This is a genomic window from Neobacillus rhizosphaerae, from assembly GCF_937468385.1.
In the GTDB taxonomy this organism is placed as follows: domain Bacteria; phylum Bacillota; class Bacilli; order Bacillales; family Cytobacillaceae; genus Neobacillus; species Neobacillus rhizosphaerae.
Genome location: NZ_CALBWS010000008.1, coordinates 125,457 through 146,014 on the forward strand (window position 1 = coordinate 125,457; position 20,558 = coordinate 146,014).

18 protein-coding genes and 3 pseudogenes are annotated in these 20,558 nt (G+C 36.2%); 3 read left to right on the plus strand and 18 right to left on the minus strand.

Annotated features, from left to right (window positions below):
- Positions 1-197: 197 nt before the first annotated feature.
- Positions 198-401 (plus strand): annotated as a pseudogene (locus M5A78_RS08915) (DUF4097 family beta strand repeat-containing protein); the annotation flags it as partial.
- Positions 402-655: 254 nt separating this feature from the next.
- Here the strand turns inward: M5A78_RS08915 and manA are convergent.
- The 7 genes from manA to M5A78_RS08950 form a co-directional block, all read right to left on the minus strand.
- Positions 656-1,606 (minus strand): mannose-6-phosphate isomerase, class I, encoded by a 951-nt coding sequence (gene manA, locus M5A78_RS08920; protein ID WP_248734948.1) that lies wholly within the window; start codon positions 1,604-1,606, stop codon positions 656-658.
- Positions 1,607-1,905: 299 nt separating this feature from the next.
- Complete coding sequence (locus M5A78_RS08925) at positions 1,906-2,712, minus strand: PTS system mannose/fructose/sorbose family transporter subunit IID (RefSeq protein ID WP_248734927.1); 807 nt, start codon at positions 2,710-2,712, stop codon at positions 1,906-1,908.
- A 2-nt stretch (positions 2,713-2,714) separates the two neighbouring features.
- The gene (locus tag M5A78_RS08930; RefSeq protein WP_248734928.1) at positions 2,715-3,506 is read right to left on the minus strand and encodes a PTS mannose/fructose/sorbose/N-acetylgalactosamine transporter subunit IIC; all 792 of its coding nucleotides are present in this window, start codon (positions 3,504-3,506) and stop codon (positions 2,715-2,717) included.
- 17 nt (positions 3,507-3,523) lie between these two features.
- Positions 3,524-4,009: a PTS system mannose/fructose/N-acetylgalactosamine-transporter subunit IIB gene (locus tag M5A78_RS08935; protein ID WP_248734929.1), complete on the minus strand. Its 486-nt coding sequence runs from the start codon at positions 4,007-4,009 to the stop codon at positions 3,524-3,526.
- Positions 4,010-4,023: 14 nt separating this feature from the next.
- A complete protein-coding gene (locus M5A78_RS08940) occupies positions 4,024-4,419 on the minus strand; it encodes a PTS sugar transporter subunit IIA (RefSeq protein ID WP_248734930.1) in 396 nt (131 codons plus the stop codon).
- A 21-nt stretch (positions 4,420-4,440) separates the two neighbouring features.
- A complete protein-coding gene (locus M5A78_RS08945) occupies positions 4,441-6,186 on the minus strand; it encodes a class I mannose-6-phosphate isomerase (RefSeq protein ID WP_248734931.1) in 1,746 nt (581 codons plus the stop codon).
- A 159-nt stretch (positions 6,187-6,345) separates the two neighbouring features.
- Positions 6,346-7,092, minus strand: coding sequence for a GntR family transcriptional regulator (locus tag M5A78_RS08950; RefSeq protein ID WP_248734932.1), 747 nt, complete (start codon positions 7,090-7,092; stop codon positions 6,346-6,348).
- A gap of 233 nt (positions 7,093-7,325) precedes the next feature.
- Between M5A78_RS08950 and M5A78_RS08955 the strand changes: the two are divergent.
- Positions 7,326-7,457 (plus strand): annotated as a pseudogene (locus M5A78_RS08955) (transposase); the annotation flags it as partial.
- 139 nt (positions 7,458-7,596) lie between these two features.
- On the opposite strand, the gene M5A78_RS08960 reads toward M5A78_RS08955, so the two are convergent.
- The 9 genes and pseudogenes from M5A78_RS08960 to M5A78_RS08995 form a co-directional block, all read right to left on the minus strand.
- Positions 7,597-7,872 carry an iron-sulfur cluster assembly accessory protein gene (locus M5A78_RS08960; RefSeq protein WP_248734933.1) on the minus strand — a complete coding sequence of 92 codons (276 nt, stop codon included), beginning with the start codon at positions 7,870-7,872 and terminating at the stop codon, positions 7,597-7,599.
- A gap of 46 nt (positions 7,873-7,918) precedes the next feature.
- A pseudogene (locus M5A78_RS08965) lies at positions 7,919-8,056 on the minus strand (NAD(P)/FAD-dependent oxidoreductase); the annotation flags it as partial.
- Between the two features lie 12 nt (positions 8,057-8,068).
- Entirely contained in the window at positions 8,069-9,835 is a 1,767-nt protein-coding gene (gene arsA, locus M5A78_RS08970; protein WP_248734934.1) for an arsenical pump-driving ATPase, read from the minus strand.
- A gap of 23 nt (positions 9,836-9,858) precedes the next feature.
- Positions 9,859-10,221, minus strand: coding sequence for an arsenite efflux transporter metallochaperone ArsD (gene arsD / locus M5A78_RS08975; protein WP_248734935.1), 363 nt, complete (start codon positions 10,219-10,221; stop codon positions 9,859-9,861).
- Between the two features lie 92 nt (positions 10,222-10,313).
- Positions 10,314-10,736, minus strand: a complete 423-nt coding sequence (gene arsC / locus M5A78_RS08980; RefSeq protein ID WP_248734936.1) for an arsenate reductase (thioredoxin) — start codon at positions 10,734-10,736, stop codon at positions 10,314-10,316.
- 50 nt (positions 10,737-10,786) lie between these two features.
- Positions 10,787-11,845 (minus strand): ACR3 family arsenite efflux transporter, encoded by a 1,059-nt coding sequence (arsB, locus tag M5A78_RS08985; RefSeq protein ID WP_248734937.1) that lies wholly within the window; start codon positions 11,843-11,845, stop codon positions 10,787-10,789.
- A 25-nt stretch (positions 11,846-11,870) separates the two neighbouring features.
- Complete coding sequence (locus tag M5A78_RS08990; RefSeq protein ID WP_248734949.1) at positions 11,871-12,149, minus strand: ArsR/SmtB family transcription factor; 279 nt, start codon at positions 12,147-12,149, stop codon at positions 11,871-11,873.
- A gap of 475 nt (positions 12,150-12,624) precedes the next feature.
- The gene (locus M5A78_RS24895; RefSeq protein ID WP_406603680.1) at positions 12,625-12,834 is read right to left on the minus strand and encodes an EamA family transporter; all 210 of its coding nucleotides are present in this window, start codon (positions 12,832-12,834) and stop codon (positions 12,625-12,627) included.
- Between the two features lie 77 nt (positions 12,835-12,911).
- Positions 12,912-13,832 (minus strand): DMT family transporter, encoded by a 921-nt coding sequence (locus tag M5A78_RS08995; protein WP_248734938.1) that lies wholly within the window; start codon positions 13,830-13,832, stop codon positions 12,912-12,914.
- Positions 13,833-13,951: 119 nt separating this feature from the next.
- On the opposite strand from M5A78_RS08995, the gene M5A78_RS09000 reads away from it, so the two are divergent.
- Complete coding sequence (locus tag M5A78_RS09000) at positions 13,952-15,292, plus strand: aminotransferase-like domain-containing protein (protein ID WP_248734939.1); 1,341 nt, start codon at positions 13,952-13,954, stop codon at positions 15,290-15,292.
- 73 nt (positions 15,293-15,365) lie between these two features.
- Here the strand turns inward: M5A78_RS09000 and M5A78_RS09005 are convergent, their stop codons facing one another.
- Both M5A78_RS09005 and M5A78_RS09010 read right to left on the minus strand, forming a co-directional pair.
- Positions 15,366-16,463, minus strand: coding sequence for a HupE/UreJ family protein (locus tag M5A78_RS09005; RefSeq protein WP_248734940.1), 1,098 nt, complete (start codon positions 16,461-16,463; stop codon positions 15,366-15,368).
- A 200-nt stretch (positions 16,464-16,663) separates the two neighbouring features.
- Positions 16,664-19,840: a discoidin domain-containing protein gene (locus tag M5A78_RS09010; RefSeq protein WP_248734941.1), complete on the minus strand. Its 3,177-nt coding sequence runs from the start codon at positions 19,838-19,840 to the stop codon at positions 16,664-16,666.
- Between the last annotated feature and the right edge of the window lie 718 nt (positions 19,841-20,558).

The window sequence follows — 20,558 nt, forward strand, 5'->3', positions numbered from 1 at the left end:
AATAAATCTATGGTTATTCTATTATTTATCATTTTTCATATGATGAAGATTTTTTTTACTCCTATTTTTAAAATATCAAAAATAGGTGAAAATCTATCCGACCATAACTGAATTTCTCCTACATAGATAATTTTATATTGACATTGTTTTCAGAATATTCAACAACGTTATTATAATACACTTGACCCTTTATTGCAAGCGGTTTCAACTATTCGTTTAATATTTTTCATTATGAATTTTCAACAGATGGTGAAGTATCGATCAAAGATGAAAAAGAAGGAAAGTCATTATTTATAGGAACAAAGTCAGGAGATATCGCTGTATCTTATAAAGAAGCTCCCACTTCATTAAAGCTTACTACTTACAGTAATTCATGTGATATAACAATTGATTTAGATGGCTTTAATTTATAAAAATCGTTTGTTGATCACTAATTTACCGAGATTAGATGAAGAAGTAAGGGAAATTAATATGTTGAAAATGGTTACTTATGTAAAATAAAAGCTCCAGAATATGGCCAAAACCCAGTAGACTGACTTATGATAAGATCGCTTGAATGTAATTTCGTTAACCTCTACTTCTCTTGCCTCTTGAGCAACAGACTTGTTGTTCTCAGTAATATACTTTACAGTTCCTTTTTAAATGTTTCCGATCATTACGGATGGGAAACCATCAATTCACAGTCCCCATCTACTTCAAATTCACCTAATCCCACCGGAATAATTAAATGCGTTCCTTTTTTCAGTGAGTATTTCTCTCCATTATGAACAAGGACACCGTCACCCTTGATGACACTTAAAAGTAGATATTGATCATTAAATGAAAAAACAGCTTCCCCCTTTATATCCCACTTGTACACTGAGAAAAATTCTGATTCTACAAACGTGATAATCGTTACATTCTTCCTTTTCTCAACTTTAGGCGCAACCTCAGTATCATGATGTGGCACAGTTGTTACATCTATGGCTTTCTCTAAGTGAAGTTCCCGCAAGTTACCGTTGTCATCCCTACGATCATAATCATACACCCTGTAGGTTGTGTCAGAACTTTGCTGTGTTTCTAATACTAGAGTACCTTCACATAATGCGTGAATGGTTCCGCTGGGAACATAGAAAAAGTCACCAGGCTTAATTTTCACTCTTCGCAGCAGCTCGTTCCAATTTCCTTTGTTTATTTGCTCGATTAATTCCTCTTTTGTTTTCACATTGTGGCCGAAGATCATATCGGCTCCTTCTTTACAGTCAAGGATAAACCAGCATTCTGTTTTGCCAAGCTCACCATTCTCATGAACCTTTGCATAAGAATCTTCTGGGTGGACCTGAACAGATAAATCCATATTCGCATCTAATATTTTTGTTAAAAGAGGAAAGACCTCATCTTTTGGGTTGCCAAATAGCTCAGGATGCTTTTTCCATAGCTCGTCCATCGCCATACCAGCATATGGTCCATTTTCTATGATCGAAGGTCCATTTGGATGAGCGGAAATTGCCCAACATTCACCTGTTTTTTCATATGGAATATCATAATCAAATTCTGTTTGTAAGGCTGTTCCACCCCAAATTCGTTCTTTAAAAACTGGTTTTAAAAATAAAGGTTGCACTTTTATAACCTCCTGAATTAGGTTTAACTTTGCTTTTCCTGTAAACTAAGCTTACTGTATGCCCCATCCCATTAACATATTGGTGATGTTAATTTTATGGTTTGGAAAATTTGAGTTCTATTAATGAAAAAGTAGATCGATTTGGGATTACGATTGATAAGGTCATCCTTCCGAATGGGGAACAACAGACCTTTTCTTTTTTGAATTTTGTAAAGGGCATTTGGTGTAACTCAGCTTAAAATTCTTTTAAAAAAAGGCCTTCTTTGGGAAAATAAAAGGAGGCCTTTTGAACTCTTCATTTTTAATTAAAAAACATGTAATAGAACACCGATAATAGAAAAAGCTACTAAAATGAGCAAAACTTTTGTTCCACTATATTTTTTCTTTGAAATTAAGTACCAACAAAATAATACCGCAAGAAGAGATAATAAGCCTGGGAAGAAACCGTCTAAAGTTTTTTGTAATTCAATGGTTGCATCACCATTTGGTATTTTTAAAGGGGTTGTTAAATGTACGAATGAAGCTGCTAATCCCCCGATAACAAGTGTACCTAACACACTAAAAGCATTTCTTAATCGTTCAGAGTTTGCTCCAATTAAACCATCAACAGCATTCACACCTAAATGATAACCTCTAAAATATAAAAAGTAAGACAAAGACAATATAATAGCTAAATAACCAATAATATAAACAAATACTCCTAGTGGATTACCATTTGATGAAATCCCCATTCCAATAGTAAGTAATATCGGAATAATAATTCCCTGAATAGTAGAGTCACCAATTCCTGCAATCGGACCCATAATCCCCGTTTTTACACTATGGAACATTTCATCATCAATTTCTTTTCCGTTTGCTTTTTCTTCTTCTAATGAAGCAACAATACCATTTACAAGACTTCCAGATTGAGGTTCAGTATTGTAAAAAACAGAATGTCTTTTTAGAGCTTTCTTGTATTCCTCTGGATTACCTTTATATAACTTATTTAAAATAGGAATCATGGAGTGGGCAAAACCGTGGGCTTCTAGTTTTTCGAAGCTCATGGAAGATAAGTGGTACATTGCCCAATATAACCAACCTTTTCTTAAATCCTTTTTATCTAACTTCTTCATTCTTAGATCACCTCATCTTCAATTTCAGTATGATTAGAAGACCCTGCACCTAGATAAATAACATAGGCTATTAAACTAGCAATAACAGTAAGCGCAATCATATTTTTAACAATAAACGCGATAATAACGAATCCGGCAAGGAAAAAGATAAGCTGAAATTTATCCTTAATTAATAAGTTCATTAATAAAGCAATCCCCAATGCAGGTAACAAGCCACCTAATACATTCATTATTTGAGTTACGTCTCCAGGAATAACATCCAACGCCTTGGTAACAAATTCCTGTCCAAAGTAGATGGCAAGTGCAACTGGTACGACACGAAGCAAAAAGTTCACAATCTGCGGATAAAAGGAATTATTCAGGATAATACCACGGGCATCTCCTGCTTCAGCTGCTCGATCTGCACGTTTATTCCAAGCAGAGTTTGTAACCATCATTACGTTATGAAGAATTAGACCTAAAGCACCAATACCAACGGATAGAGTAACGGTTACACCGGTGTCAGCTTTTGTTAGGATTCCAAGCGCAATTCCACCATAGGCAGCATAGGTAATCTCTGAGTTTTGTGTTCCCCCTGTTGAAATTGTTGCAATGAAAGCCGCCTGAACAGCTACACCCAAAATAATACCAGTTGTAATGTCACCTAATATTAATCCGACAATAAGACCGGCAACTAATGGACGGCCGACTACGTAATAACCACCAGATACACCCATCAGCCAAGGAGATGAAACTGATCCTAAGTAACAAAAGACCCCTATCAAAAATGCTTGTATTAATAAAACAAAATCCATAATATTCCCTCCCTTTATTAATAATTTTGTCGGACTTTTTTCCAATTGAGCGCGGTTTCATCTGGGATTAGTTGGAAGTCAATATCAATTCCTTTACTATCCATGAAGTCAAATGCACTCTTTTCTTCATCTGTGATTGCAACATTTTTCGCAACGGTTTTTGCATTGCTTCTTGCACTCATAGGACCAACATTAACTTCTGAACCGAAGTCTCCCCCTTTCTCGATAATTGCCTTTAATGTAACTGGAGTTTTAACAATGACAAAATAGCTATTTTTCGCTATCTTAGCCTTACTAATTTTCTCTAACCCTTCCTCAACATTATAAACCCCTACTTTTACACCAGTCGGTGCTGCATTCGTAAATACCTTTTTTTGTAAAGGGTCTTGGGCAATTTTATCATCAATAACCAAAATTCCATTACACGGCTTAAATCTTGACCATCTTGCTACAACTTGACCGTGAATAACTCTGTCATCAATTCTTACAAATGAAATCGGCATCTTTATTCCCCTCCCTAAATATCCAAAACTTCTATTGATTGGATTCCAGCATTGTGACCAATTGTGGCTAATTCATTTATATCCTTTACAAAACCAGTGCTGCTAACCACCTCTAAATACATGGGCAAATTAACACCTGGAATAATCTTTATTTTGCTCTCATTGTAGAGAACATACTTTAAACTTTCATTACACGGTGTCCCTCCCTTTAAATCACACAATATTAGTACAGAATCAAAACGATTTACCATGTCATTTAGTGTCTCTGTTAACTTTTGAGAAAACGCTTCAATACCATCCTCTTCTAACGCAATACTTACTACATTTTCCTGTTTTCCTGCTATCATTTCACCTGATTTAATTAGTGAGTGGCAATAATCACCGTGGGAGGTAACCAAAATTCCGATCATTTCTTTCAACTCCTCATAATTTTATACACGTACAAAAGCTTTTATAGTAGCAAGTAATTTTCCTTCAGATTCTCCATATGGTCTAATAGAATATTCCTTTATACATTCAGGAATGATAAAAGTCTCTGCATAATGAACAATAAATGGTTCAAATTCTCCAGTAGGACTTTCGATAATGGCTTCTTCACCTTCTACTAAATTAAGAACGTTAACGCTTCCATGTGTTTCATGGGTTACCTTCGTTGAAAACCAATGCCTTCTTGTTTCAATGAATTCCCTCTCATGCAGTCCTGTTCGTTCTTCTACCCAGCCGTCACCTTCAGCAATTCTTTCAAATCGGTTAATAAGATTATCCTTTACCCAGGCTGTATTACGATCCCATTGGATGGCCTTTTCACCGTGGTCAATATGGACTGGTCTTGGTAATCCATCTAAACCTAAACGATCCCAATCCCATAATTTGAAGGTAAAAATATATGGTGTTGCACTTATTTCTAATACCATTGTATTTTCCCCAGAACAATGGATCGTTCCAGCAGGGATCAGAAAATGATCATGTTTTTTCGCTGGAAATACATTGATGTATTTTTCATCAGGGAAAGAAATAAGTCCCTTTTCAGCTTTTCTTAAATCCTCTATCATTTCATCCGGACTTATATCCTCTTTAACTCCTAGATAAACAACCGCATCCCCTTCTTTATCTAGAATATAATAACTTTCATCCTGTGTATAATGCATTCCAAACTTCTCTTGAATATATTCGGTTAACGGGTGCACTTGCAGGCTTAAATTTTGACCGCCCATCGTATCTAAGAAATCGAATCGAATTGGAAACTCTGTTCCAAACCTCGCATGAACTCTATCACCTAATAATTCAACCGGATGGTTAAAAATTAGGTTAGTAGACGGAATTTCAACCCTTACTTCACCATATTTTAAATATAGACTATTTTCTTCTGGAACACCGTCAAAGCTCCAAGCAAAGTTTTTTTCTGAACGTTCCAAATCGAACTTTTCTTTCATCCATTGACCACCCCAAACACCTGGGTCAAAGTATGGAACCAGTCGAAATGGACGCTTAACTGCTTGGTGTAATCCATCAAGAAATGCCTTTCCAGTTATCATTTTAGGGTTATTTTTTTCATTGGTATCTAAAAGGAAATCAATTTGATGATATAACCCTTTCTTATGTCGATCTGCTACACGCCATTCTACAAAATAGCCTCGTTTATATTTTTTAAGTACATCTTCTTCAAAGTTTTCCATTTTCCAATTCCCAATGGATTTCGTCCGATACCGTTGCTGAATTTCCCACCTAGCTAAATCAGCATAAATTAATAGATCTGGCTGCTCAATGAGAGATGCACCTACACCATATATGATAACCAAACCTGATTGTAGATTTTCAATCTTCTCTTTTGCTTCTCTCACCTTTTCTTCATCAAAAAATTCATCCATTGTACGAGAGGATAAAACACCAAAGACCCGGTCATCCGTTAAATTACGTTCAATCATTTTGGTAATATGCTCTCCAGAGAAAGCTAAATCATCCGAATGGATCAATAGTTCTGGATTTAATGGCCTAATCAACTCTTGTAAAATTTCAGAATAGATTACACCTGGATAGCAATCTATCACCAATATTTTCTTTCCTGAAATCGTTTTCAATTTATAATATAAAGTCGAAACAATCTCGTCATATCCTTTCCAGGCATCATGGTCATGATTATTTACAACTATTTCGGGAGATTTATTGTATTTAGACATTTCGTCCTCCTTATAGATATAATGTTATGACATTAATAACCGAAATATCACATTTGAAATAAAAAGCTGGCGAACAAGGTTATAATGTTATGACAATAGAATACCTAAAAAGTTTATCTATTTCAATACATTTTGTTAAAATTTTTTAAATTTTTTTCCTTATATGGTCGTGTTAAAGTCAATATAATATCGATATTGATCTCCAATGTAAAAACACTCTGTATATTCCGCAAAATCAAATTCTTTACAATACGACTTTCTTACCCGTTTTAAAACTGGAGTGTCTGCTGAAATATTTAATTCCTTTTGTACTTCTTCCGTAGGCATTCCAGCTTCTAAATACTCTTTGAATTTTGAAATTTTTATTCCCTTATCATTTAACAATTCATATAACGATCCGTAATAATCTTTTGGATTGCTTGATAAGTTAATAGTTGTTTTAATATATGTTTTAAAGAAGACCATTATTTTGTCTTCTGTCCCTCGGACCCTTTTGAGTAAATACACATTTTTCCCTGCAGATATGTTTAATTGTTTCGCAACAGTGGAATCTACTTTGACTATTAATATTTCTGCTTTTTTTGTAGTTGCCTGCTTCCCTAGTTCATTCATTTCAAAGGTAAAGCCTTTAACATGAGTATAATAGTTATTACTGTCTTCAAATTGCTCGCTTTGGTCTAATACAAAAGTTCCCTTGGGTCTTTTTCTAATTAAATACTCTTCCCATACTAATTCATTTATGGCTTCCCTAACAGTAATTCTACTAACATCATAGGTTTTACAAAGATCTAATTCAGAAGGTATTTTTTCCCCTGGGTTCCAAACTTTATTTTCGATTTTCATTTTTATATCGTTCTTAACCTGGATATAAAGGGGTGCTGCTTCTTTACTTGTATCAAGTTTCATTTTCTGTATTTTTCTCTCCTTAAAGTTAATATATTATTTTCTTAATTCTTTTCTTCTCTAAATATACGACATTTTTAAGTTCCAGTAAAATGAAGTGTGTAAATGCTAAACTTTTTGAATGACCTAACCCATACGAGTAGGAAGAAAACTCTAGAGATCGTACCTTTTTAAGGGATAATGGAATCGCTCCAAAAAACATTAAAGAAGTCTGTAGTGATATATCTCCAGCTTTTATAAAAGGCGTTGAACAAGGCATTTTAAGATGGTTCGTTTCAAAGATGACAAATGGCCTCCTTGAGGGAATCAATAGTCTGGTTCAAGCTGCAAAACGCAAAGCTAGAGGATATAGAACAACCAAAAAATGAACTAAATCCATTCTATTCATTACATCAAAAAACCGATTAGTTATGAACTAACCGGTTGTATTAAGCCTTTTATTAAATCTGTTTTGTTTAAAAAGTATATCTTAGTTCTTTTAAAGACTAGTAAAAGATTGTGTCTGCCTTAACAACAGCTATTTGCACCTATTAAAACTAATCCTGCACCCTCTTGATTTTCTTCTTTATCTAATGTTAATTCATCAGTTCCTGTAATTTGCGAATCAAAAGCTACCTTAATTCCATTTATGGTTTGAATCGTATCTGATTCCTCTGGTGTGTCTAAAGAAATCGCAAATTGTGATCCGCAGCAACCAGCTACAGAATATAGACGAATTCCTTCTGCTCCCTTTTCATTTAAAAAACTTTCTAATAGTTGTTTAGCTCCATCAGTTATTTTCATTTTTTATTCCTCCTAGATTTCTTATGCATTTGGGAAAATTCGTTTTAATGATTCTTTCATCACTTACAAACTTCGTTAAGAAATTTGCTTCTTCCATAGCAGAATCACCGCCGCCAACAATGACAACTTTTTTACCTCTGAAAAAAAATCCATCACACGTGGCACAGGTACTAACACCTCGACCATTCACCACTAGTTAATTTATATAATCTTTAAGCATGTCATATCCAACTTTTTCTTCATGAAACCAAGGAATAATAGCACACTTCTCAGCTTTGTTTTCATTTACTTCTTGAATCCATTCCTTTTCTGCCATAGCTTTTCCTTTTAAAATAGGATCGCTCGTATTTGTTCCAGATAAACTTTGATTAATTACCCACCATTGCGGATTAATACTAGCTCGTCTTAGATCGACCTGTAATCTGGATGCTTCTAAAACAGGTGTCGCTTCCGCAAGTGTGACAATAACCACGGCTGTTTCTTTTGGATTTCGAATTTGAGGCAGTAGTTTTTTTGCATTTTTTGGCACTTCACCTGTTGATCGTTCAATTTCTCTACTATAAGACTGGGATGCATCTAATAATAGTAATGTATGCCCTGTAGGAGCTGTATCAATGACGACAATTTCATTTTCTGATCTAGCCACTACTTCAGCAAAAGCTTGAAACACGGCAATTTCTTCTGTACACGGTGATTCTAAATCTTCTTTTAAATAAGCTAGACCAGCTTCATCTAAATCCTTACTTGATTTGGCTATTACATCAGCTTTATATTTTTCGACTTCTACCTTTGGATTAACACAACTAATCGTTAAGTTTTGATTCAGTTGTTCATTTTGGAATTGATAGTCAAGGTGAGCAGCAGGATCGGTTGTAGTTAAATGAACACGATGTCCTTTTTCAACTAGACCAACAGCAATAGCAGATGCAACAGTTGTTTTTCCTACTCCACCTTTCCCCATTGTAAAAATCAGCTTAGTTTTGTTAGCCGAAAAATCATTAATTACATCTTTTAATCCTGAAAGATTGATAGATTGATTTTCTAAGGACCACACGGTTTCAGTATTCTCGTAAAGTTTGAATAGTTTTCGAAGGTTTTCTACACCTGTTAGAGAATAAGAAACATACGGTAACGAGTACTTAATGATCTCTTTTGAATTTTTCGGCATTTGTGTTAATGCATCTCGTTGACGATGATAAAAAGCCGATGATACTTCATCATCCTCATTGTGTTGCTGAAGAAGTCCATTAATGATGATCATTTGGTTTTTGATTCCGATCTCCATCAGCTCTTTAGAAGCACGGTCTGCTTCTAAAAGGGATGAAACATCTGGTCTTGATACTAGTAGTAAAGTAGTTGCATCTGGATTAGAAAGAGCAGATACAGCTTTTGAATAAAGCTCTTTTTTATCCACTAATCCAGATAAAGGGCCTAAGCATGACGCGCCATGTGTACTTTCTTCTAAAAATCCATTCCAAGCAGTAGGAAGCTGCAAAAGCCGTAACGTATGACCTGTTGGGGCTGTATCAAAAATAACATGGTCATAAAGATTCACGATCTCACTATTGGTAAGAAAACCAGTAAATTCATCGAATGCGGCAATTTCTACTGTGCAAGCACCTGATAATTGCTCTTCCATTGTTGCAACAACTGCTTCTGGAAATATTCCGCGATAAGGACCAACAACACCTTCACGGTAAGCTTTTGCAGAGCTTTCAGGATCAATATTACTCGCAAATAAATTTCCAACAGCCGGAACTGCTTTTGGTGTGCTGGTTAATTCGATTCCAAAAACATCTTGTAGGTTAGAAGCAGGATCTGTACTAATCAATAACACTTTTTTTCCACTGTCAGCTAATGCGACTGCTGTTGCACATGCTGTTGATGTTTTTCCTACTCCACCTTTTCCAGTTAAAAATAAAAATTGAGTCTGAACATAATTTGGACTGAATACTGGATACATGATTCTTCCTTCTTCCAAAATGGTTATAGTTGGTTTAAATTGATCGAAAGTCGTACTTTTGGTTTTTCATTTAGCTCCTCTTCGTTTACTTCAAACCATGCTGCGAATTCTTCATTGGTTGGATAACTCCCCACTTTAACGCACTTGTCATTGACTAAAACAACTGGTAAGGCATCGGGACCTTTTTCCTTAAATACACGAGTTATTTCATCGTTTTCAGCGAACTTATCAGGATTTGATGTTAATTGGTATCGTTTAATGTTAAAGCCTTTTTTCTCTAATGAATAAACAGCAGCTGCCACTCTCGTTAACTCTGGATCGACACTTGGACCACAAACCCCTGTTGAGCAACACATCGCAGGGTCAAAAATTTCAACCTTATTCATGTTAATACCTCCAATATATTATTAAATAAGCATTTGCTTATTTATTTCTTTAAAGAATAACCAAAAGAATGCACTCTTGGTTATTGGTTATATTATTCTCCTGTTTCACTAAAACGGTAGATTCTATCTCCAATCTCATCACGGACACGCTGAAAGAATGCCCATTTTTCCTCATCTGTCCCTTGTGCTTTTGCTGGGTCATCAAATCCCCAATGCACTCGTTTTACTTTTGGTGGGGTAATTGGGCATTTGTCAGCTGCATCACCACATAGCGTTACAACTAAATCTGCATTGTTTAAATAAGCTGCATCAATAATATCAGAAGTTTGATTTGAAATATCGATTCCAGCTTCTTTCATCGCTTTTACAGCATTGGGGTTTAACCCGTGTGCTTCAATACCCGCACTGCGTACTTCCCACTCATCACCTAAATATTTCTTTGCCCAACCTTCAGCCATTTGGCTTCGACAAGAATTTCCTGTACATAAAAAATAAAGTGTTTTTTTATTTTCCATTAAAAAAATCCCTCCTGATTCTCCTTTATTATTAAGTAAATAAGAGCTCTCTATAATTTAATAGTTTCAAAATATTTCTTTCCCCACCGTAATGCAACATTAACAAGGGCGATGAGGACAGGAACTTCGACCAACGGTCCAATAACGGCAGCAAAGGCTGCGCCACTGTTAATCCCAAAAACGGCTACAGCAACAGCAATCGCTAATTCAAAGTTATTACTTGCAGCCGTAAAGGAAAGTGCAGCTGTAACTGGATAGGAAGCACCCGCTTTACGTGATGCAAAGAAAGATACAGTAAACATAATTAAGAAGTAAATAAGCAATGGAATCGCAATTCGAACCACATCAAGTGGTAAAGCAATAATCTGATCACCCTTTAAAGAAAACATCATGACAATCGTAAATAATAAGGCAATCAACGTGAAAGGAGAGATTTTCGGTAAAAACTTGCCTTCATACCATTCCTTTCCCTTTATTTTTAATCCGATAAAACGTGTTAACATTCCCGCAACAAACGGGATGCCCAAATAAATAAGGACACTTTTTGCGATCTCCCACATCGAAATCACGATCGCCATATTTTCTAATCCAAATACGCCGGGAAGGACATTTAAAAAGAAATAAGCAAAAACAGAATAAAATAAGATCTGAAACACAGAGTTAAATGCTACTAATCCCGCTACATATTCACGATCTCCACGAGCTAAATCATTCCAGACAATGACCATGGCAATACAACGAGCGAGACCTATCATGATTAAACCTGCCATATATTCTGGTTTATCATGTAAAAAGATAATCGCTAAAAAGAACATTAAAAATGGTCCTAACAACCAGTTCTGAAATAAAGAAAGTAGAAGGACTTTCCAATCCTTAAAAACGCGCCACATTTCTTCATACTTTACCTTTGCAAGTGGTGGGTACATCATAATAATCAATCCGATGGCAATCGGAATATTCGTTGTCCCGACAGAAAAGGTATCCAATACGGTTTTAAAATTTGGTGACACCACACTAATAATGATTCCAAACGCCATGGCCGCAAATATCCATAGTGTTAAATATCGATCTAAAAAGGATAACTTTTTCGTGACACTTTCATTTGACATCTTCTTCACTCCTTCTAGATGTTCTTTAACAATCACATTTTATGATTGATATTTCTTCCAACTGATTAATAATGGCTTGAATATATGGTGGTTGCATTTCATTTAATCGATAATGCTTCCATGTTCCTACTGGTCTTTCGACAATAATTCCAGCTTCTTTTAACTTTTTCAATTGTTGACTGACAGCAGGTTGAGAAATATTTAAAACATCAACAAAATCACAAGCACATACTTCCCCTTTTTTAAGACAGGCTAACAGCTTTAAACGATTAGGATCACTTACGGCTTTTAACTGTTTCGCCATCAATTCTATATTGTTCAAATTATCTTTCCTCCCATTTGTATAATTATTTACTTATATAATATTCTGCTTATATAAAGATTACAAGGGATATTTTTTGTAAAATAGAAAAGAAATTTTTTTACATTCTAGAACTGAAATGTTTATCTTTTTGTGGCTTTAAAATAAAGTTTGATAAAAAATATCTCGTAAACCCATATTTTACGAGTAATAAAAAGAATCCATTTTGAAAAAAATTGATCAAAATGGATTCTTCTCCAGCAGATTTAAGATTGGTTTTTATAAAAAGTTTGATCATTTTCTTCCAATGTTGTTCAACAATCGCGCCCTTTAAGGGAATAACATAACTAATGATTTGAAACATCAACAAAAGAAAAAACTTGTATGAATTAATACGCTAGCAATTTTAAGACGCTCAAAAAAGGTAACCAAACTTTTTCAACCACTAAAATCTACTTTATGCAAAGAGATTCGCCATTTAATGATCTTTTATAGCCCATTTTCTAAAAATATCCTTATTCGAAAATAAAACAGCTAAAAGAATGATAAATATACCAATCTTATGTTGCAAAAGTAATGGTTCATTTAAAATGAAATAGCCTAAAATCACGCCAATAACTGGGACAATATAGTTGCTGAAAGATGCAAATAGCGCTCCCTCTTCTTGAATCAAAAGATTATACAACATGTAGACGATTCTGCGTGAAACATACCTAGAATGATAAAAATTGAGAACCCCAAATGCAACTTATTACTAGTAAGAGGCTATACTTTTTCATTGTATCTGCCCCTTGCACCAAAGTAATTTGTACCAACGACTCCTATAATGATAACAATTGTTCCAACTAGATGGTATAGATGAAATTCCTCCTTCAAAAAAATTACACCTGCTAAAATTGTAATGAGCGTAGCAAAATTACTGAAAACGCTCATTTTAGACGCGTCTATTTTTGATAAGGCATAGTTGGAGAGATATGACGTTCCTAAAGACGATAGTACACCTAAATATAAAATGGCAACCACAAAATCTAGGTGCCCAAAAGGCTGCATAAATTGATGGACTGTACCATTTATCAAATGGTTTGTCAGTGCTAGTCCATTAAATGCAATAAACCCAAACAAGGTCATTATATATGTGATGGTGAATAACGAATAGCGTTGTGTTAGCTTTCTGGCAAATACGTTGTATAGTGAGGCTGTAAGTGCTGAAATTAAGATTAAACCACTCCCGAGTAGACTTGTATTTTTGTCCCCTACCCCGTTCATGTACATAATATACATCACACCGAGTACCGATAAGCTAATAGCTATTTTTTGACCACGTGTAGATGTTTCTTTTAAGAAGATACTTGCAAAAATTAACGTAAAAATTGGTACTGTTGCTTGAATAAGTCCAGCTTCAGATGATGACGCATGCACTAGTCCAAATACTTGAAAAGTAAAAAAGAATGTCGGATATAAGATGGCTAACAAGGCAATTAGCAGTACATCCTTTTTTGTTACTTTTATTGATTCTTTTTTAAACACCATTAACACTGTGGCAGCGATCCATGCAATTGTAAACCGATGAGCCAATGTATCTAGTGGTGTTGCAACCGTTAATGTCACTTTGACAAACATAAATGATAATCCGATAATTATTGCATAGATAGTTGCCGCAATATATGCTTTTCTTTTTTCAATCATATCGATTACTCCCTCTATATTTATCCGGCCGGTAGCACTATCGTAAGAGAAATTAGCAATTTTTACGATATAAAAAATACACATCTGTACCGATACAGATGTGTACGTGGAGGAATATTATGCTCAAATATGAATGGATTTATCAATCACTTCTTCTGCAAATTCAATCTGGAGATTTACCGGCAGGTGCAAAATTACCCTCGATTCGAAATTTATCACAGCATTATTCTTGTAGTAAAAGCACGATATTGGCTGCTCTAAAAAGATTGGAGGATCAACATATTATTTATGCCAGACCAAAAAGCGGATATTATGTTGTGGAAAATCAAGTTTTCAAAACACCATCATTCACTGACAGCATTGACTTTGCCACATCATCTCCAACATGGCACGCATTTCCTTATAAAGACTTTCAACATTGTATTAATAAAGCAATTGATACATATCAAGAAGAATTATTTCGCTATGGCACCCCAAAAGGTTTGCCCTTACTAATTGCAGAAGCTAAAAAACTCTTAGAATCTTATCAAGTATTCACGCGTTCTGAACAGATTTTCATCACTTCCGGTGTTCAACAGGCTCTTTCTTTGCTGAGTATTATGCCGTTTCCAAATAATCGTTCTACCATTTTAGTTGAACAACCAAGCTATCATTTATATTTGGATATGCTAAAAACCTATCGGCTGCCAGCAGTAGGCATCCAACGTACAGCGAAAGGTATTGATTTAAATCGACTAGAACAAATATTTCATGAAGAAGATATTAAATTTTTTTATACAATGCCACGCTTTCATAATCCTTTAGGGACGTCATACAGCAAAAAAGAAAAAGAGGCTATTTTACAGTTAGCCCACAAATATAATGTGTTTATTATAGAAGATGATTATTTAGCAGATTTTGAATACAATCTGAAGAACGATCCTCTTTTTGCAGAGGATTTCCACGAACAAGTCATCTATTTAAAAAGTTTCTCAAAAATTATGTTTCCGGGGTTAAGAGTTGGTCTAGCGGTTCTTCCGCAAACTATCATTAATACCTTTCAAAATTTCAAAATGACAGCGGATATCGATAGTTCTATGATTTCACAAGCCGCATTATATCTCTATTTGAAAAGTGGTATGTTTGAACATAATAAAACGAATGTAAGTAACATTTATCATGAACGCGCGAAAATCCTTCTTCAATCTCTACAAAATCATTTATCTATGTACGACTCATCATCAGAAATTGTTATGCACGGTCATATTGTGATACCTAAGCAAGTGAATATGAAATCATTTATACATCATTTGCGTGAACAGCAAATATATCTGGATTCAGTTGAAAGGAACTATTTAGATGATTTTTACCATGAACGGATTTTGAAGTTGAATGTTTCGAATGTTGACGAACATCGAATTGAAGAAGGTATTAAGAAAATTGCAAGCACATTAAAAAAAACCGAAAACTACTTTTTATAAATGCTTGAACAAGGAATAAAAAAGAGCTAGCAAAAATACCGCTAACTCTCGTATTGATCAATAAATGGCCTAATTACAATCTTTGAATCAACCAATAAAATGCCAGCACAAAAATAAGGCAAGACGTTGAAATCATCATTTTACGATACCACGGGAACCTTCGCAGCCATAGCAAGAAGGGAAGTAATAGGCATAGGACCATGAGCTGGCCCGCTTCCACACCTAAATTAAACGTCAGGAGTGAGCCAATCAGATTGCTCTTTGGAAGTCCTGTTTCGGCCAAAGCCCCGGCGAAGCCCATACCGTGAATCAGGCCAAATATGGCTGTCAATATCCACCGCCATTTCGCCTTTTGAACAAACATATTTTCCACGGCCACGTAACAGATCGTTAGGGCAATCAAGGCTTCGATCCAATGCGAACTGACCTGAATACGGTCGGTGGCCACCAAGAATAGTGTTATGCTGTGGGCGATTGTAAAAGCAGTAACAATTTTCAACGCATCCTTGAAGCGAGATGCGATTAATACTAAGGATAACAAAAACAGCAAATGATCATAACCTGTCAAAATGTGTTCGATTCCAAGCTTAAAGTATTTCCACAAAACAGCGCCAATCTTAGGCTGAGGAACGTTGCTCAGATTATCACTTTTAGTACTATCAATATGGGGAAGGTTGATCAGAATATCTCTATTAGTGCTATCAATCATATCCTGCTGAAAATATTCCCCTGCATGGACCATGAGTACACTCGTATGAGCAGGCGCATCGTCAAACACCAGATCGTAATGAAGATTAAATTGTTCGATTTCTTCATCGGCGATAAACCTCAGTTGAAATTCCACGCCTCTTGCGGCACCCTTTTGCGCCATGTTCATCGAAACCAATTCCATCGTTAAGGGCTTCGAATCCGCATCTATGCGAAGAACTTTCTGTAGATAGGATTCGATTTTTTGCGAGGCCAGTTCATCGTTCACTTGATTATCCAAGTCAGTACCGAATTGTGGAAACAAGTCTCTTTGTTCAATAAAAAGATCATAGAGAATCTCGTTCCCTTCAATGTTTAAATCCGAGTAATTCATATTTATGGAATGCGCAAGTGAAGTTGTGGCAGTCCCAAAAAATAATAAGATCATGATGATGAACATGGACAGAAATGAACGCTGCTTCATAGCGGAACCTCTTTTCATGAAATGTTAGTATTACAATCTGCAATATAGTTTATCCGGTTACGAACGTTCATTCTGCAACTTGAACATAATAAGGGGGAGAAAATTGATCTCCCCCTGTTTCATTACCGATCCATCCTAAATTTCACTAATGTGATGACACCTGCGTGAATTCAATACAATAAATTCTTTTAAGTTAGAAGCTAATTCTTTACAGTTTCTGTTTCAAGGACGCTAATCTCTGCAGCCGCTGCCCAGCCGTTAACACCCGCCGTTGCTTCGAGCTTGACATATGATGCATCTTTCGGATCAAAAGTTGCTACTTTCTCCGCATTGTTGTTTGCCCAAGTTCCGCTTGCAACTTTAGTAAAGGTCACTCCATCTGTACTTACATAAACATTATATCCTATAATATTTCCGTTGCTGCCTGATGGCCTTGGTAAATACGCGACCTTATCGATTGCGTAAGTTCCTCCAAGATTTAAGGTGATCGATTGGGGGAGAACATCAGATTTATCCCACTTTGTATGCCAAAACGTTTGTGGGTCTCCGTCAATCGCCATAGATGCTGAATTATTTTCACCAACCGTTTCCTGACTTGTCGCCGTTGCCGTCATTTGAGACTGAGGGATCTTATTAACCGTTACTTTAATGCTTGTTGTCAAAGGGACGTTATTGGGATTTTTCACCCCTGTTGGCAAAGTTACAGTTCCATTGACAGCGAAGGTTTGTGCAGTCTTTACCGTAGGATCATAGTTTGAAGCATCTACATTCCATGTCACATTGGCTTCTCCCCTGCCTGAATCGGTATCCAAGGATACTGTCTTTGGCAATCCAAGGGCGTCCGCTGTCTTCGCCGTTCCGATTGTCAACCCTGTTATGTCAGCAGGCGCAGTGATGCTGTTTAAATTAACACTTTGAGCCTCAATGTCAATGTCCTGCGACGAACGGTTATACATGGAATCGTCGGCGAATACCCTGAGTATATATGGAGTAGTCGGCGACAAATCTGTAAACTTATATTGCCTGTATTCATCGAATGGCTTGTCTAGCGGCAGCGAAAGGCTGTTAAACGATTTGTCCACTTTCCCCGTGAGCTTGTTGATAAGCTGAATATTATATTCCAAAACGCGCACATTGTCATTTGCTTGCTTTATTGTAAAAGCAAGTTCGTTGTTTTTGTAGGAATCGACCGTAATACCCTCTTCAAACTGCGGAGCTATGAGTTCTCTTATATCGCTCCTGCTATAGGTAAAGGCCTCTTTCCCTTCACCAACGATTTTTACAGAAGGTATGCCTACATATTCATCTGTACTTAAATTATACTGTTTGATGATAATTTTCGAACCGTAAACCTCTAAGAAATTCACGATGCGAGGTGTGGTTTTATAGTTGATATACGAGCCTTCTACATATCCGCCGTACGGACCGTCATCAATATAACTGGAATATGAACTCGCACCGCTGTCGAGAAACGTAGCCGAACCTTGATAGTGAGAACGTTCGTCGGTCGGGTCGTATTGCGTATGACCTGACATATATACCACCTGCGACAAGTCATTGTCGGCAATATATTTACCTACATTATTACTTGCCGCGCTGCTCCATCTCCCTGACCACACGGTTCCGCTTATAGGGTAGTGAGAAGATACAAATATGGGTTTAGTTGGATCGTAATCCGCTTCTGTTTTAATTTGGTTGAGTAAATTTTTGGTTTTTCCCACCGTATTGTCGTTGTTATAATTTCCGTCAAAACCCACAATATTATATCCTTTTACCTTTACCCTATAAGCACTATTAAAGAAATTGTTATCGTATGAATTCGTTGAGGCGTTCCACGCGCCCGCCGAACCGACAGGTATAAATTGTTCGGCGCCGCCCATATCATGGTTGCCTCTTACCATGTAAAGCTTCGTATTGTCAAACAGACCCTCACCTTTAAGTTTATTGTATATGTCTGTCAGATTTTTCATCCACACATATTCATTGGCGTTGTTACCGCCGGTAACGTCGCCAGGAATAAAGAGTACGTCGGCCTGTGGGAATATTCTCAGTTCTGTTCTGTAATCTTTTTCAATGCGCGCGATTGTTGCGGGATTAGCACTTACTTCCGGGTCGCTGTCCACAATCATATTTAAACCGGCGGGAGTTAATGTTTTATTGCTTTTTTGATAGATGAATATGGCGTTGCTTAGTTCACGCTTGTAATAATTGATGGTTTCCTGTGTATATAATTTTACATTTTGCGTTGTTGCAACCGAAGTTGCCGTATTCAAAACCTTTTTCAAATGATCAAAATCGGTTTCGCTGAAGCCGTTGCCGAGACCGTCTGCTATTATTGTATTTGCTTCTGATATTGTGTCGTTAAGTGCGTTCATATCTACTTTATTTACAGCGTAACTATTATAATTAGCTTGAACGACATCGCTGCTAAATGCACCTTTCCAAACATTCAGATCAGCTATATCGAATGAATTACCGCCATGTTTGCCCAATCCGTCGCTACCTATATTTAATGGGTTCGATGTATCTAAAGTTCCGATCCCCAGCGAAGTTTCAGTCATTTTGTAACCATCAATATACAACGATCCGAGCATTTTATCTCTGTCTACAACAAATGTCACGTAACGCCAATCGGAAGCATTAAACGTGTCGCGCCCAAATTTTACTGATGTGGTCGGGAATCCTAAATTCATATTGACCGAATTGGCTGATGTATAAATCGCCCAGCCTTCGTTAGAGCTCTTAGTAAAATCCTTGTTTGATAATATTACCTGATTATTGTTAGTGTCACCCTTATACCAGAAGGATGTGGTAAAACTGTCATTACCAAAATTCAAGCTATGCGTCGTACCGACATAATTGTCGTCTCCGCTTTCTAAGTGCAGAGCTTTGGTCCCGGGTAATACACCGCCTACATAACTATTATTTCCTTTCCCTTCCAAGTTCTCTTGATTTGCATCGTCCTTTAAATTATTGTCGAATTTCATCGATGCAATAAGGGGGTTGGCATTTAATACTGCGTTCGTGGGCAATGAAGTTTTTTTGTCACCATTTGATGGTAAACTAACTACAACGCGCAATTTTTTACCAATATCATTTAACGTTACGGTGTAGCTTTTGGATGTGCCACCCGATTTTACATTAATATATTGATCGCTTATACGTGATTCCTGTACTTGCCATTGAAATGTTAGATTTTTGCCCATTGAACCCTGATTCATGATTGCACTGGCGGTGATCGTTTGACCGTAAACCGGCTGCATATTGTCGATTTTGACGAGTTTGTCGCCCGATTCGTTTGCAAGTGCGTCTGTGGTGGTCGATAACATAACGAATATCATCGTTAATACGAGGGTAATGGATAAAATTCTTTTCATTACAGAAAACCTCCATATTTTAAGTATTTTAAGAGACTGTTCAAAAAGCTCGTAAAATTGAGTAAAAAACAATAACGCACCGTAGCGAAACTTTGATGCGGAACTCATTGATTATATCGATCATGTCAACGACTCCATTGTGCTGGAGAAGGTCTCCCCGCTTTACAAGGATGGCGGGCATCCTCCCATCGATCGGGATGAGAGGAGATTTTTCGTCACGGAAATCCCCCTTTTGTTTCCAATATTGGAACATTGATTTTCTCCTTCTACTGCTCTCATTAAACTGAAATGGTGCTTTTTGAACAGGCTCTTTTTGTATTGTAATGTAAAAATGTTATATTTATATTTTCTCAGAGTAAATTTATAGTAAATCTGGTGGGCAACTATAAAGGGCCTTATTATCTTTAAATGTAGAATAAGGTAAAATAATGGGATTATAGATAAAAGTATCTAGTATATTCAAGGAAAACTTAATAGTTCATCAACCAAATATTTTATTTAAGGGGTACCGCCAACAAAACGAAGAAACATATCAGCTGCATAAAAAAGTAGAGATTAGTGCACCTGCTTATTCAATTATCTGGCACTATAATTGAACAATACACATGGCGTTTTAGATCAAAAGAAAAACCCTATTCATACAGGGTTTTTATCAAACTTTATTATAAATGATCAATCTTTTTTTAAAATTATCGTACTTTGTTATAAATTATCAAAC